The organism is Chitinophaga jiangningensis (assembly GCF_900142605.1).
GTDB classification, from domain to species: domain Bacteria; phylum Bacteroidota; class Bacteroidia; order Chitinophagales; family Chitinophagaceae; genus Chitinophaga; species Chitinophaga jiangningensis.
The window spans coordinates 161,326-176,073 of record NZ_FRBL01000004.1; the positions used below are offsets into that span (position 1 = coordinate 161,326).

Sequence of the window (14,748 nt, forward strand, 5' to 3'; positions counted from 1 at the left end):
TACTAATTTTTACCGTTGTTTAATTGATCGAGTGCGTCGAGAATACCGTCTGCACCGGGATTGATACCATCAGGAGAAAGATAGCTCCATTGGATAATGCCATCTTCATCTATCACAAACAATGCACGGTGAGCTTCGCCCCCATCATTATTATAAATGCCGTACTGCTTTGCCACAGCGCCTTTCGGCTCGAAATCGGCCAGCAGCGGGAAATGAAATTTGCGGTCCTGAGAAAAGGCGAGATGACACCATTTACTGTCCACTGAAATACCCAGCAGTTCTGCACCGGCTTTGCGAAACATGTTCAGCGTTTCATTATAAAGTGCCAGCTGATCGGAACAAACAGGGCTCCAGTCGGCCGGGTAAAACGACAGGATTACTTTCTTCCCTTTGAAATCCGAGAGCTTCAAACGCTGATCGGGCGTGGCGTACAAGTTAAAATCAGGTGCGGGTGTGTTGGGTGTTAATATCATAATTTTGCGTTTTTTAGTCTGTATCATAGTACAAATTGGTAAAACAGCGAGCTGCGTCTTTTGTTCTTTATCTTATTTTCACTAAACTTGGTGCTGTTTTAATCCAAGTTAACAGCAGATGAAAAGAATCTTCCAGCGATATGCCACGTTATCAGCCTTTGCGCTGTTGCCTTTTGGCCTGATATATGGCCAGCAAAAGCCTAAACCACATCATATGTCCGGTAAACCATCCAATGCGCCTTATCTGTTGCTGGGTACTTATACTAACAGCGGCCAGAGCAAAGGCATTTACGTATACCATTTCAATACCCAAACCGGGGAAGCTACGCCTGTAAGTGAGGCGGTAACTACCAACCCTTCTTATCTGGCAGTATCTCCGGATCACCGGTTCGTATATGCGGTGAATGAAGACAGTGGCCCAGGTGGTGTGTCATCCTTTGCCTTTGATCATAGTACCGGCCAGCTTCGCTTCATCAACAAAGTACCGTCCGAAGGCCAGTGGCCCTGTTATGTGTCTGCCAGCAGCAACGGTAAATTTATTGCGGTGGCGAACTACGGCAGTGGCAATGCCGTGGTGTTTCCGGTGAGTAAAGGCAGCATAGGTGCGCCTGCCGACCAGGTGCAGCATACAGGCACCGGTCCGGTAGCCGACCGCCAGGAGAAAGCACATGCGCACGCAGCCATATTTTCTCCCGATAACAAATACCTGTTTGTCAATGACCTGGGTATTGATAAGATCATGTGCTACAATTTTGCTGCCAGTACCGGCAAGCTCTCCCCTGCTACGGCTCCGTTTGTACAGGTAAAGCCTGGCAGCGGCCCTCGCCATATGGTGTTTGATGCCAGTGGTAAATTTGCATATCTGATGACAGAGCTTTCCGGGGAAGTATTGGTATATAATTATGCAGATGGCAGATTCACTTTGTTACAAACGATCAGTAGTCACCCCGCGGATTTCAAGGGTAAAATCGGATCAGCAGACATTCACCTTTCTCCGGATGGCAATTTCCTGTATGCCTCCAACAGAGGAGATGCCAATAGCCTGGCGATTTTCAGGCGCGACAAGGCAAGTGGCAAACTCAGCGTAGCGGGATTTCAATCCACCCTTGGTGTGATGCCGCGTAATTTCAATTTTGATCCGGGTGGGAATTTCCTGCTGGCAGCACACCAGGAGAGTAATGATGTGGTGATATTTAAGGTAGATAAACAGACGGGATCACTAACAGATACGGGCAAACGAATTAAGGTAGGGAGCCCGGTTTGTGTGCAGTGGATTTCTTCTCGCTAAACTTTATAGGTTTGGGGCCTTCGGCCCTCGCGATCTCTTTTCTCACAAAGCAGCATAAGGGGCATAAGCAGCAAATGCCTGCATTTTGTTCCAAATAGTTTATAACGAAAATGAGGTGACCTTCGGTCACCTCATTTTCGTTACAGGTCCGCCAAAGGCGGACCTGTAACGAACTAAAAACAAAACACAAGCTTTTGCTGCTTACCTGCCTGGCTGCTTTGCGTGCAAAAAAGATCATGAAGGCCGAAGGCCTTTTATGCTAATTTACTAAGTTCAGCTTCCAGGGTAGCAATGCGCCGTTTATACAGTTCAATACGGCTTTTGAGGCGGGTGGCCCGCATTTCCTTCAGGGTAGCTTCCGTGTGAGCACCTGATTTCTTCACGGCTGATTTCAGTTCAGCGATACGTTGTTTCCTTTTCTCTTTCAGTGCAGCAATTTCCTTTTCGAAGCGGGCTTTATCAGCGGCTTCGGCCACACGCATTTTAGCGCGGTCCGCCGCAATTTGTTCATCGAGGGCCTCTACCTGGTCATCCACAATTTTTTCGTATTCGAAATCTACGTCGGTGCGCAGGAGTGTGCCGCCTAAACTTTTGATATAGGTATCAGCAAATACTTCATTGTCTTCATCCACTTCGGCGATGAGAGCGGTATAACCAGGTTTCAGGGAATCGGCTACCTTACGGCTGAATTCCTCCGTGAAGTTGAAGTAGTTGGCTTCCCACACGGCTCCGCCCATGGTGCCCAGCAACATACCCGCGAGGATGCCCACCGGGCCTGCAAAAGCCCCTACCAATGTGCCGAGTGCCATACCGGATAAGGTGCGTACCCCTTCCGAGCTGGTGCCGGTTTGCACAACGCCTGTTTCGCCCTGGTCATTCTTTTGCACGATTACGCTCTCGTAAATGGTAAGATCTCCGATGGTTTCCAGTTCAGTCAGCTTATTAAACGCGGTGATGGCCTGTGCTTCCTGGGCAAATGAAGCGATGATTAAGTTTGTCATCTGAAGGAGTTTTTCTTCATCAACACAGGAGCGGGGAAATTGTTGTTGGTTTTGGTGCCGATTTTATGGGTGCCTTCGGCACCCATAAAATCGGCAGGTGGCGGAGGGTACCACCCTCCGCCACCTGCCGTAATAACTAACATATTTTTAATTAGTAGCTCATTTCTACAATGGCTCTCACTTTATCCGGTGTAATATTTTTTCTTTCGCCCATAGCTACCCAGCCTCTTTCGTTAAAACGTTTTTCGATGAAATCGGCGGTTTTAGCGTATTCGGTAGTGTAGGCAGAGAGTTGCATTTTCATGCCCATGGTATCGAAGAAGCGGATAGTAGCGTCAATGGCTTGTTTGGCCACTTCCTCCGTACTATCTCCCTGGATATTCCATACCCGGCGACCATATTGCGCCAATTTCTCCTTTTTGGTATCGAACATCACTTTATAGAGGTTAGGTCCGATGATGGCAAGGGTTCTGGCGTGGTCAATGTCGTACAGGGCGGTGAGTTCATGACCGATCATATGGGTGACCCAGTCGGTAGGTACGCCTTTCTGAATTAAGCCGTTGAGCGCCATGGTACAGCTCCACATGAAGTTAGCGGCCAGCGTGTAGTCGTCCGGGTTATCCACTACGGAAGGGCCAACTTCCACGAGGGTTTGCAGGATACTTTCCGCAAAGCGGTCCTGCAGCATGGCACCTGCCGGGTAAGTGAGGTATTGTTCCATCACGTGTGTATAGGCATCTATTACACCGTTCTGTAATTGTCTTTTAGGGAGAGATGTAATGACTTCCGGGTCACATACCGAGAACAGGGGGAAGAGTGCGCGTCCGCCAAAGGAGAGTTTTTCGTGTGTCCGCTGGATGGTGATAACCGAGCCAGAGTTCATTTCGCTGCCGGTAGCGGGCAGGGTGAGCACCGTTCCGAAAGGTACTACGTTATCGACTATACGGATTTGTTTTTGCAGTATGTCGATCGGATCGCCATCGAATTTGACGGCTGCAGAAACGAACTTGGCGCCGTCTATTACGGAGCCACCGCCTACTGCGAGGATGAAGTTGAGATTTTTTTCCCGGATTACTTCCACTGCTTTCATCAGTGTTTCGAAGTGCGGGTTGGGTTCTACGCCTCCAAATTCAGTGATATCGAAACCTTCGAGTGCGGCGGCTACCTGGTCGTACACGCCATTTTTGAAAATGCTACCGCCTCCATAGAGCAGGAGGATTTTGGCATCCTGCGGCACCAATGTCTTCAATTTTGCGATCTGTCCTTTTCCAAAAACCAGATTGGTGGGATTATAAAGTTCGAAATTTAACATGGTAGTTCTTTTCGTTTAGTATGAATATACAAAGTTCAGCGATAGTGGCCGTCCGGGATGTGACATACCTCACATTTATGAGGCTTCTTCTTCATTGAGGGTGGCTATCAGCTGGTTTAACTTATTGACGAGCATGCCCAGGTCGGCAGCTGTAATTTCTTTGGAAAGCAGGCAGGCGGCCATCTCCGAAGGGATGGACGCCGCTTGTTCTTTGAGTTTCCGGCCTTTGGCGGTCAGGGAAACGATTACTTTTCTTTCATCTTGCTGCGACTTTTTGCGGGTGAGCATGCCCATCGCTTCGAGTCGCTGCAACAGCGGTGTCACCGTGTTGGTGTTGAGTAGTAACTTCTGGACAATAAAACTTACCGGCACCTGGTCTTCTTCCCACAATACGAGCATCACCAGGTATTGGGGATAGCTGAGTCCCAGTTCATCGAGGTAAGGAGTGTATTTCCGGATGATGAGCCGGGATGCGGCGTATACGGGAAAGCAGATCTGATCCGCCAGTTTTAAAGTTGGTTCCATGAGTTTAGTATTCTTCTTCCAGCAAAGTTAACTTAACATCCACGTTATTTCGCAGGGCATTGGAATAAGGGCATACCTGGTGAGCGGTTTCCAGGAGTTGCTGCGCCTGTTCGCGCGGAATACCACTAATCGCCACATCCAGTGCCACTGCCAGTTTGAAGCCTGTATCAGCTTTTTCCAGTCCAACGGTGGCCGTTACCCTAGTTCCTGTCAGTTTAATTTTTTGCTGTAAGGCTACAAAATTCAGGGCGCTGTCGAAACAGGCGGCATATCCTGCGGAGAACAGTTGTTCAGGGTTGGTATAACTACCACCGGGTCCACCCATTTCTTTAGGTATACGCAGTTCGAGGTTCAGCACCCCATCTTCTGATTGCACTTTACCGTTTCTGCCACCGGTAACGGTGGATTTTGTCTGATAGATTGTATTTGCCATGATGGTTGTATTTATATCGTTTACGACACAAATGTAAACCGAAATATTATATCGCACACGATATAATTTATTTGTGACAGTTTTTAGACAAAAGAGTACCTACTGAAATCCCGTAGCATGCGAAAGCCAGATATTTAGCAGCAACCTACCGCCAATTCAAACGCTTAACATATGAACCTTATTCGTTTACTATCGCATCAACCACTGGCCACGCGCGACCGGGAGCCATTTTTTGCTTTCGTATTCCGCAACGCTGCCAACAGAAAGTATTTGCTGGCGGCCCTGCTGTTAACAGTAATACAGTTTGTAGTGTTTAAACTGCTATACCCGTTTCCGGACTTCATTTCTGACTCATCTAACTATGTAGATACAAACCTGGAAAACCTGCGTGTAAACATCTGGCCGGTGGGGTATCCGTTTTTTCTGCGACTGGTTCATCTCATTTCACCATCGCATGTATGGCTGGTAGCAGTACAATACCTGGTGTTACAAACAGCTCTGCTATATTTATTTTATAGCGCCTTATACCTGCTCGATTTACAGGGCTGGAACAAACGGATCTTTTTCATATTCCTCATCGTTAACCCTGCCTTACTTTACCTGGCCAATTGTGTATTGAGTGATGCATTATTCTGCGCGGTGAGTGTAACTATTTTTGCCCAGTACATGTGGATGTTCAGGTCGCCCAAACTGAAGTACCTGGTCATACAGGGCGTACTCATAGGCATTGCATTCACCATACGTTACACTGCTATTTACTACCCCCTGGTTGCTTTGCTGGTGATCCCTGTTACTGCGTATAAAATACCGTTGAAGCTATTGGGCATTGTACTCCCCTGGTTGTTCATCCTGCCATTTATCCAATACACCAAACAGGAAACGAAAAAAATAACGGGTCATGCGGAGTTCTCCATTTTTGGTGGCTGGCAGATAGCCAACAATGCACTGTATATGTATGGCCACATACAGGTGGATAGCACGCAGCTACCGGCAGACCTGCGTCCGCTGGACCGCTATGCGAAAATTTATTTCAGAAAAATTGCCCCCACGGATCAACAGATGGCGGATCTGCCCGGCACATTCTTTATCAAGATGCCAAATGCTATTTTAAAGCCCTACTCCTTTGCATACGGACCCAAATTTGAACCCTCTTCTGTAGGGCTGATCAAATTATGGGGCTCCGTTTCACCTACCTATAATAAATACGGCTGGTACCTGATAAAGCAATACCCATTTTCTTTTGCACGCTACTACATGTGGCTGAACACTAAAACCTACTTCAACCCACACTTGGAGAAATACACAAACTACAACCTGGGTGAAAAAAAGATGTGGCGTTCTCCACAAAAATGGTTCCAACTGGAAGATCCTGCTGTATTTTCCCGCATACCTACCTGGCCTATGCTCATCATAGGGTACTTTTACCGTTTACTCTTCACCGGACTCAATTTCTATTTCCTTGTATCACTGATATTTCTCTACCTGGGCCGCAAGCATAATAAAGGCACATTTGTGTCTTTTGCAAGCGTGTGGCTGGCTACAGTGTTTGTAGTGATTAATTTTGGATTCAGCGTATTTGCAACGCCGGTAGTGTTGCGTTATCAGTTTATACCATTGATTGTGATGCTGCTGTTTTCATTGCATATGAGTGAACTACAGGGTGAGGGGAAAGGGAAGAAGGCGGTATAACTTTTTTTAAGAAAAAGGCGGTTAAGGTTTTCCCCTAACCGCCTAAAATAAAGTATAGTACTTCAATTGCTAGACTCTTACTTTTCCCTGTTCTACATCTTTTGACAAATCATCAAAATGTTCTATAACAACAGCTGCATTCTTGTCTATCAACATAAATAAACGTTTGTACATATTTGTGATAACCTCAAGGCTTACAAGCACCTTGAGCTGCTCAGGAATGGATGGACTAATTGATTAATGAAAAATTCTTCTCCAAAATCCAATCCTACAATTCGATAACCAAGCAACTTTATCCCATTGATATCAAGAGAAGTTATTTTACAGGGATATGAATTTAAATCCATTCTAAAACATTTTACTTCAGGTTTAGTATTAACACGATCAGAAAAAATCGTACAATTTGAATATACAAGTTCAGTCTATTTTAGATCATCATTCACCCCTTCAAACGCATACCTCCCCTCCTTCACTACTACCTGCTCCTTCCCCGGCACATATACCGTTGCGGTAGTACCGGGTGGCACCTCCACGGTCATCAGCATCCTGCTGCCCTGCAATACCCATTCCGATTTAATTTCCCCGTAGGCAGATTTGTAACTCGCTTTGGCCCAGGTGAGCCCACCTCCCGGTTGCGGGCGAATGATTACGTCCCGGTATCCCGGGCTGGCGGCTTGGATACCACCAATTACGCTGTATAGCCAGTTTCCAACGGCACCGTACGCGTAGTGGTTATACGAAGTAGCCTGCACGGTGCTATCCGGCAGGATGGCATTCCATTTTTCCCAGATGGTGGTAGCCCCCATTTTTACCGGGTATAGCCAGGAGGGATAGGTATCCTGCAGAAGCAGGTCGTAAGCAGTGTGAAGCTGCCCGTTATCACTAAGGGCGTGCAGCAATCCGGGAGTACCGAGGAAGCCGGTAGCCAGGTGATTGTTATTTGCTTTTACCAGCGCCGCCAAACGCGCTGCGGCCGGAAGTTGCAGGCTATCAGGCAGCATGCCCAGCTGCAATGCCAGCACATAGGAAGTTTGTGTATCCGGCATGGTGCGCCCACCCGGGCGGATGTAATGCACCAGGAAAGTATCCTTTACCTGTTGCAGCATTTTAGTGTAGGCGTTCACGTCATCCTGTTTGCCGAGCAGCTTAGCCGCATTTACCAGCAACCGGGTACTGTATGCCCAGTAACATTGATCAATATACGGCAGAGAGGTGGAGTCGCCGGGTGCGAGCCAATCCCCATATCCATTGGCGGTCCACAATCCATTTATACTGGCGCCATTGATATAATCCACCCAGGCTTTCATACTGGGGTACTGTTTTGCCAGCATACTAAGGTCCCCATATACCTGGTACATTTCCCAGGGAATGATGGTGGCCGCATCGCTCCAGCCTGCGATGCCGTTGCGGCGTGGCGGTTGCAGGTTCCGATAAATCCAGGGTACCAGCTGTGGCACCGAACCATTGTCACGCTGGTCCGCCACCAGATCCTGCAACCATTTATTGTAGAAATCTTTAACGTCATAGTTGAACGCGGCAGTGCGGAAAAACACCTGCGCATCCCCCGTCCAACCCAGCCGCTCACTGCGCTGCGGGCAGTCGGTGGGAACATCCAGAAAATTCCCTTTCAGGCTCCACGTGATATTATGCTGCAACTGATTCAGCAAAGGATTGGAGCAACTGAAAGTACCGGCAGGCGTCATCTCCGTATAAAGGGCAATGGCTGTAAGATCTTCCGGGCGCACCTTTGCACCACTCACTTTGATATACCGGAAACCATGCCAGGTAAATACCGGCTCCAGTGTTTGCACACCGCCTTTTAGTATATACGTGTCCGTTGCCTTGGCTTCCCGAAGGTTGCCGGTATAAAAATTCCCGGCTTTATCCAGTACTTCTGCATGTTGTACCGTTACGGTATCTCCTTTTTTCCCCTTTACCTGCAAGGCTACCCAGCCTGCCAGGTTTTGCCCGAAGTCCGCCAGCTGACTACCGTCCGGCGCGGTGAAAACCCTGACTGCCGGTAGTCTTTCCTGTTTTCGTACCCCTTTTCCGATGGCAGGCACTAATATCTCCCTGGTAAAATTTACTGTTTTTACAGGCCCCCATCCTGAGACGGCAACATTAGCATCATACAATATCCCGCCATATAAATCAGCATGAAGAATAGGCCCCGTAGTAGCTTCCCATGTGGCATCCGTCGGTATCTCCAACTGCGAGCCATCCTGGAATCGCAGCACCACCATTGCAATAATTGCCGCATCATCTCCGTAATTATCCCGCTGCATCAGTCCTCCAAAGGCCCCCCTGTACCAACCTTCGCCCACGACTATACGCAGCTCGGCATTTCCTTTACCCAACAACGGAAGCAGGTCGTACTGCTGGTATTGCAGGCGCTTGTCATAGCTCGTCCAGCCAGGGGCAAAATAGTCCGTACCTATTTTCTGATTATTCAGGTATGCTTCATAAATACCATGCGCAGTAACGTATAGGGTGGCCGAAGCCAGCGGCTTACCCACCGTAAAAACTTTCCTGTACCAGGGGCTGGGCCGGGATACCGTGTCTTCGGCATAACCAGGCACAATCCAGGTACTGCGACTACTCCAGTCCGGCGCCTGTGCAGTGGCCTGGCGGAAAACAAACAAAATAAGTAACAGCGTAATAATCCCGGGAACTTTCATGGTTGTGACATTGTGATATTCAAATCTCCCTGCATATTAACTATTTCACACGGGCAGTTGCTGAATCAGATGTTAACGCCGGGAAAAATTTTAAGAGCGGAGTCAATGCAGTGCCCGGAGTTAAATTTAAGTTATAAACCAGTTACTATGATAAATGGTCAGAAAGTGGTGGTAGTGCTGCCCGCCTACAATGCCGACAAAACATTACAGATTACCTATGAAGAGATTGACCGCAAAATAGTGGACGATATCATCCTGGTGGACGATTGTAGCAAAGACAATACGGTAGCGGTGGCACAGCACATTGGCATCCACTATATTATCCGTCATGAAAATAATAAGGGCTATGGCGGCAATCAGAAATCATGCTATAAAAAAGCACTGGAACTGGGCGCAGATATCGTCATCATGCTCCACCCGGATTACCAGTATACACCACAGCTGTTGGGCGCCATGGCATCCATCATCGGTAACAACGTATACCCGGTGGTGTTTGGCAGCCGCATCCTCGGCATGGGCGCACTTAAAGGCGGCATGCCTTTATATAAATATCTATTTAACAGGTTACTCACTGTATCTCAAAATATTCTAATGCGTCAGAAATTATCGGAATACCATACCGGCTACCGCGCCTTCCATCGCAGGGTGCTGGAAAATATTCCGTTTGAAAATTGCTCTGATGATTTTGTGTTTGATAATGAGATAGTAGCGCAGATCTTCTACAGCGGCTTTGAAATCGGTGAAGTCACCTGCCCTACCCGCTATTTCAAGGAAGCCTCTTCCATTAACTTCCGGCGTAGCAGCATCTACGGACTCGGGGTACTCAAAGTCAGTTTTCAGTACTTTTTACAACGTGCAGGCCTGGGCAAATACCGCATTTTCAAAGGCATAAACTACAATGCATTTGCGGGTCGCCGCGGCCCGGTGGATGTCAACACCCTCCACGAAGAACACATGCGCCAGCAGGAAAGGGTGTAATCAGTTATTAATTTCATTTACTTCAATCATAATTGTAATTTTGCAGGCGACAAACAGGAATTATCTCCATAAGCCAGAACGAAAATTACAATGTCCGTATCAATTTCACGACTCACTGCGGCAGATCTGCCAGCGTTTATTTCCATCCTGCATATTTATGAAGCGGTTTTTGAGATGGAAGAATTTACCTTACCTGCGGAAAATTACCTGCTACGGCTGCTCAGCAACAACGACTTTATCGTATTAGCCGCCAGAGATGCGGATGGCAAAGTGCTTGGAGGACTCACCGCCTACGTACTGCCCAGCTATTTTGAAGAAACTGCATCTGTATACCTGTACGACCTGGCCGTAGACCCGGCCGAACAAAGACGCGGCCTGGGCAGCATGCTACTCAATGGTTTGCGCGATTACTGCCAGCAACATAATATCGGAGAATTTTTTGTACAGGCCATGGAAGGAGACACCGAAGCCATGCGCTTCTACAACGCCACCGGAGGGAAACCCATGCGCGTGATACATTACGATTATGAAGCATAACTACTACCTGTAAAACCGCCCCGGCGGTTTTTTTTATTCACTACTACGTATATACGCATGTATTCATTTCTACTCGCCTTACACTCCCTCGTACGCTGGCTCGTTGTCATCACAATGATCGTTTCTATCTTCAATGCCTACCGGGGCTGGCTGCAGGCACGCCCATTCGGCGCCGCCAGCAGGCAACTACGTATAGTCACGGTAACAACCGCTCACATCCAGCTGGTGCTGAACGTAAGCTTATATATTATCAGTCCGGTTGTACATTACTTTCTCCGGCATTTTGGAGAAGCCCACCGGCCTTATTACCGGGCGTTTTAACCCGCAGTAACGAAACGGTTGAAAGTGCGCCAGTATTTATCTTTATAAATAGCAAAGTTGATTTGTAAATCTTTACTGAAAGCCTGCGGCGCTTCCTTTAATATTTTCGCCGGCTTGCGGAATTCCTTGCAGGCGTAAAAAATAGTGCGGGTATTTTCTGCCGTTTGCCGGCCGATATTGATATACCCTTCTTCGGCCTTCAGCTCCTCGCCAATGCTCTCCTCCACCTCTTCCAGCTCCTGGTAGGTTTCATTATCAGGCATGCCTGTTTGCTCATTGCCTTTAAAATGGACTTCTATCACCATCACCCAGGGATGCGAAGCCTTGTTTTCCCACGACAACACATCCGTATTCACCACCGCCAGCAACCGGTTGCCAGAAGTCAGCTCGGCCTCCAGGACGGAATAATTATCATGCTCGGTATTGCGAAACGCTACTTCGCTTTTCTCGATAAACTCTTTCTCTCTCCACAACAAATAATCTTTCAACTTACTCACAGGAATCAAATCCGGCTGCCCTTCCTCTCTGCCTGTAACGGTCATGTTATCCACTGCCGTAGCGAATCTTAGTTCTCCCAAAAAATTATCCAGGAAGATGTAAATGCCACTCAGGATATTATCCTTCAGGGTTTCCTCATAATGATCGTACACAATGGTAATATCAATTTCATCCGGATATTCCGGATGCTCATTCGGATAAAAGTGAATGTTATCAGGATTAAACGTGAGCTCTCCCATTTGAATATTTGCGGTGCTGATATCCGATGCAGGCTTAAGCGCAGTAAAATGCCAGTTGGGCAGCTGCGGCGCCTCGGCCACCAGCTCTTCTACAAACGGAATGGTTTTAATATTTCCATCCGCAGTAATGATCAGTTCCGCCGTATCCTTGTCCATCATACCTGCCAGAAAAAAGAAGCCGTCATTCATCTGCTTCAGCTCATTGGTCAGCTGATCAAAAAAATCTTCTTCCAGGTCTTTCTTTTTCTTCAGGGCTTTAAAGAATTGCTGTTCGTGCTTCTGAAACCATTTCCAAAAATTTTTGTAACCATCAGCCTGGTTATCTGACTTATCCTTCCCCAATATTTTACTAAGCAATCCCATTGTAACAATTTTTACGAAAATAAATAGTTTGCCGCTTATAGCAATAATCCGGCGGGTGCCTTATCTTGGCAGCCTTATTCCCAATTACATGAAAGCATATACACCTTTAACATACATCATTGCCCTGCTGTTCGGCGGCATAGCAGCAAATGCACAAATCCGCCATCAGGAAATTTCACCGGCTGCCACCTCCCCTTCCCAGGTAATGGTACACACACACCACCTGGTATATGAGCCGGCAAAAAACAACAAACATCAGCTGTTTATCATGATTCCCGGTACTAACGGCAAGGCGGCCGATTTCAAGCGGTTCGACAGCAGCTTTGCAGCCATGGGGTACTTTGTTATCACCCCTGACTATATGAATAAAGTGGTGACCACCGTTTGTTCTACCAGTGAAGATAGCACCTGTTTCAATAATTTCAGAGAGGAGATTATGTTCGGCACACCGGTCAGCGATAAGGTGCAGGTTGACTCCGCCAACTCCCTGGTACAGCGCATCACTACCCTGCTAAACTACCTGGCAAAGCAGCAGCCTAAACAATGGAAACAGTTTGTAATCAACGGAAAGCCTCGCTGGGAGCACATTATCGTGGGCGGACATAGTCAGGGTGCGGGCCATGCCGCTTACTTTGGCAAACGGTTCCCAATGGCCGGGGTACTGCTGTTTTCCGGCCCGCAGGACTACCTCCAGCAATTCCACCGGCCGGCCAGCTGGCAGCTGCAGGTAGGCCAGACACCGGCATCAAAAATCTATGCATTCCTGCACCTGCAGGACCCGTTTAATTACAATTACCAGATCCAGGATGTAACCGCAGTGAATCAGCAGCAACTAACGGATACGACTATGGTACAGCCGAATAGCGCTGTGGGCAGTCACCACCGGATATTTGTAACAGATATTGATAAAAAGGATAAACACGGGTCAACGTTGGGGACGGAGTTTACGGAGGTATGGAAGGTGATGATTACCAATGCGGCAAAACGCTAACAGCAGCCGGGGAAGCGCTTTAGCGGCGCTTCCCCGGCCTGGAAATACTTATTTGGTAACACTAAACCCAACCAGGTTCTGTTGCATGTTTGCCGTGGTATCCACCTTACCAGTCTGAATCCCTGCCAGCTTCACATTTTGCACCGGTAATTCGGCCTGCCCCATAATCCTCGACACAAACTTTACTTCGCCGGTGCTGATATCTTTCATAAACACATTACTGATTTTGGTGAGCTTACGCTGATAGGTAGGCACCAGTGTACGCCACTGATACAGCACATCTGTATCGATGCCCAGTACCCCCTGGTCTATTTTCCCGGAATGCACATTTTGCATGTAGATGTTGTTGACAAAACCACCCATGCGCTCATTGGTTTTGATGTACAGCAGGTGATTGAGTTTTGCCCCTTCCAGCACGGTACAATTATCTACAAATACATTTTCAATACCGCCGGAAAGCTCGCTGCCAATGGCTACCAGCTGATGCCCGTTTTTCACGATGCAGTTGCGGATTACAATATTCCTGGAAGGCGTTTTTAACCGCCACCCTTCCGGATTGCGGCCTGATTTAATGGCCACCGCATCATCTCCCTGGTCAAATTCGCAGTCTTCGATCAGTACCTGCTGACTCATTTCAGGGTCCACACCATCGTTGTTATGTCCTTTGGCATAGACTTTTACTTTACGTATTACCACATCTTTGGAAAGATACAGGTGGATCGTCCAGAAAGGGCTGTTGGTGATCTGAATGCCTTCCAGCAGTACGTTCTGGCAGCGGTTAAACTGAATGAACTGCGGGCGAAGGTGTGAGGTATCATCCACCATCTGCCTTTCCTTTACCGGCGTGTAATTCCAGGCGAGGTTGTAGAGGCGTTTCAGACTTTCCATATGAGGTTTAGGGCGGGTAAACCATTGCTTCCAGGTGTCCATTTCACTTTTGATTTCGCCTTCGCCGGTTACGGCCACATTCCTGCATTCATAGGCATAAATCAGCGGGGAATAATTGTAACACTCCATGCCTTCCCAGCTGCTGTGTACCGCAGGCAGGTAATCGGCCGGATTACCGGAGAACAGCAGGGTGGCGCCTTTTTCCAGGTGCAGGTTTACATTGCTTTTAAGATGCACTTTTTTAGTGATCCATTCGCCGGCAGGTATCACCACTGTACCGCCGCCGGCGGCGTTTACCTGATCGATCGCCTGTGCTATGGCGGCGGCATTTCTTTCTTTGTCGCCCGCTACCGCACCTGTGCTGGTAATGTTCACCGATATACCCTTACTATAATCAGGTACTTTAATTTTAGGCATGGCGAAAGGCGCTTTTACGGCCAGTTCGCGTACTATCACTTTATCTTTTTCAACGCGGAAGGAAGCAGTTGCCAGCACCAGTGCCAGCGCAGCTATTGGAAGGATCAGTTTCATGAA

15 protein-coding genes are annotated in these 14,748 nt (G+C 47.8%); 6 read left to right on the forward strand and 9 right to left on the reverse strand.

The features are described from left to right. Nucleotides 1–2: 2 nt before the first annotated feature. Nucleotides 3–473, reverse strand: a complete 471-nt coding sequence (locus BUB18_RS10880) for a redoxin domain-containing protein (RefSeq protein ID WP_083549892.1) — start codon at nt 471–473, stop codon at nt 3–5. 118 nt (nt 474–591) lie between these two features. Here BUB18_RS10880 and BUB18_RS10885 point away from each other — a divergent pair, with 118 nt between their 5' ends. Next, nucleotides 592–1,761 carry a lactonase family protein gene (locus BUB18_RS10885; RefSeq protein ID WP_073080690.1) on the forward strand — a complete coding sequence of 390 codons (1,170 nt, stop codon included), beginning with the start codon at nt 592–594 and terminating at the stop codon, nt 1,759–1,761. A gap of 254 nt (nt 1,762–2,015) precedes the next feature. On the opposite strand, the gene BUB18_RS10890 is transcribed toward BUB18_RS10885, so the two are convergent. From BUB18_RS10890 to BUB18_RS10905, 5 genes are all read right to left on the reverse strand, one after another. Next, a complete protein-coding gene (locus tag BUB18_RS10890) occupies nt 2,016–2,762 on the reverse strand; it encodes a DUF1269 domain-containing protein (protein ID WP_073080692.1) in 747 nt (248 codons plus the stop codon). After that, nucleotides 2,759–2,905 (reverse strand): hypothetical protein, encoded by a 147-nt coding sequence (locus tag BUB18_RS29645; RefSeq protein WP_178372120.1) that lies wholly within the window; start codon nt 2,903–2,905, stop codon nt 2,759–2,761. The genes BUB18_RS10890 and BUB18_RS29645 overlap by 4 nt, the downstream gene beginning before the upstream one ends. Before the next feature lie 8 nt (nt 2,906–2,913). Next, nucleotides 2,914–4,074 carry an iron-containing alcohol dehydrogenase gene (locus tag BUB18_RS10895; RefSeq protein WP_073080694.1) on the reverse strand — a complete coding sequence of 387 codons (1,161 nt, stop codon included), beginning with the start codon at nt 4,072–4,074 and terminating at the stop codon, nt 2,914–2,916. 75 nt (nt 4,075–4,149) lie between these two features. Further along, nucleotides 4,150–4,599, reverse strand: coding sequence for a MarR family winged helix-turn-helix transcriptional regulator (locus BUB18_RS10900; RefSeq protein WP_073080695.1), 450 nt, complete (start codon nt 4,597–4,599; stop codon nt 4,150–4,152). 4 nt (nt 4,600–4,603) lie between these two features. Next, a complete protein-coding gene (locus BUB18_RS10905; protein ID WP_073080697.1) occupies nt 4,604–5,032 on the reverse strand; it encodes an organic hydroperoxide resistance protein in 429 nt (142 codons plus the stop codon). 171 nt (nt 5,033–5,203) lie between these two features. Here BUB18_RS10905 and BUB18_RS10910 point away from each other — a divergent pair, with 171 nt between their 5' ends. Beyond that, the gene (locus BUB18_RS10910) at nt 5,204–6,721 is read left to right on the forward strand and encodes a hypothetical protein (protein WP_073080699.1); all 1,518 of its coding nucleotides are present in this window, start codon (nt 5,204–5,206) and stop codon (nt 6,719–6,721) included. 422 nt (nt 6,722–7,143) lie between these two features. Here BUB18_RS10910 and BUB18_RS10915 read toward each other — a convergent pair whose 3' ends face one another. Further along, complete coding sequence (locus BUB18_RS10915; protein ID WP_073080701.1) at nt 7,144–9,399, reverse strand: family 78 glycoside hydrolase catalytic domain; 2,256 nt, start codon at nt 9,397–9,399, stop codon at nt 7,144–7,146. 147 nt (nt 9,400–9,546) lie between these two features. On the opposite strand from BUB18_RS10915, the gene BUB18_RS10920 reads away from it, so the two are divergent. The 3 genes from BUB18_RS10920 to BUB18_RS10930 all read left to right on the forward strand — a co-directional run bounded on the left by BUB18_RS10920 (nt 9,547) and on the right by BUB18_RS10930 (nt 11,235). Then, nucleotides 9,547–10,377 carry a glycosyltransferase family 2 protein gene (locus BUB18_RS10920; RefSeq protein WP_083549757.1) on the forward strand — a complete coding sequence of 277 codons (831 nt, stop codon included), beginning with the start codon at nt 9,547–9,549 and terminating at the stop codon, nt 10,375–10,377. 90 nt (nt 10,378–10,467) lie between these two features. Continuing rightward, nucleotides 10,468–10,914: a GNAT family N-acetyltransferase gene (locus tag BUB18_RS10925; protein WP_073080703.1), complete on the forward strand. Its 447-nt coding sequence runs from the start codon at nt 10,468–10,470 to the stop codon at nt 10,912–10,914. Nucleotides 10,915–10,971: 57 nt separating this feature from the next. Continuing rightward, nucleotides 10,972–11,235: a hypothetical protein gene (locus BUB18_RS10930; protein ID WP_143159907.1), complete on the forward strand. Its 264-nt coding sequence runs from the start codon at nt 10,972–10,974 to the stop codon at nt 11,233–11,235. Here BUB18_RS10930 and BUB18_RS10935 read toward each other — a convergent pair. Then, on the reverse strand, nt 11,232–12,335 hold the full coding sequence (locus BUB18_RS10935) for a DUF695 domain-containing protein (RefSeq protein WP_073080706.1): 1,104 nt from the start codon (nt 12,333–12,335) through the stop codon (nt 11,232–11,234). The two genes, BUB18_RS10930 and BUB18_RS10935, sit on opposite strands and share 4 nt — an antisense overlap. 88 nt (nt 12,336–12,423) lie before the next feature. On the opposite strand from BUB18_RS10935, the gene BUB18_RS10940 reads away from it, so the two are divergent. Further along, entirely contained in the window at nt 12,424–13,326 is a 903-nt protein-coding gene (locus BUB18_RS10940; protein WP_073080708.1) for a BPSS1187 family protein, read from the forward strand. A gap of 48 nt (nt 13,327–13,374) precedes the next feature. Here BUB18_RS10940 and BUB18_RS10945 read toward each other — a convergent pair whose 3' ends face one another. Then, nucleotides 13,375–14,745: a glycoside hydrolase family 28 protein gene (locus BUB18_RS10945; RefSeq protein WP_073080710.1), complete on the reverse strand. Its 1,371-nt coding sequence runs from the start codon at nt 14,743–14,745 to the stop codon at nt 13,375–13,377. Nucleotides 14,746–14,748: the final 3 nt, after the last annotated feature.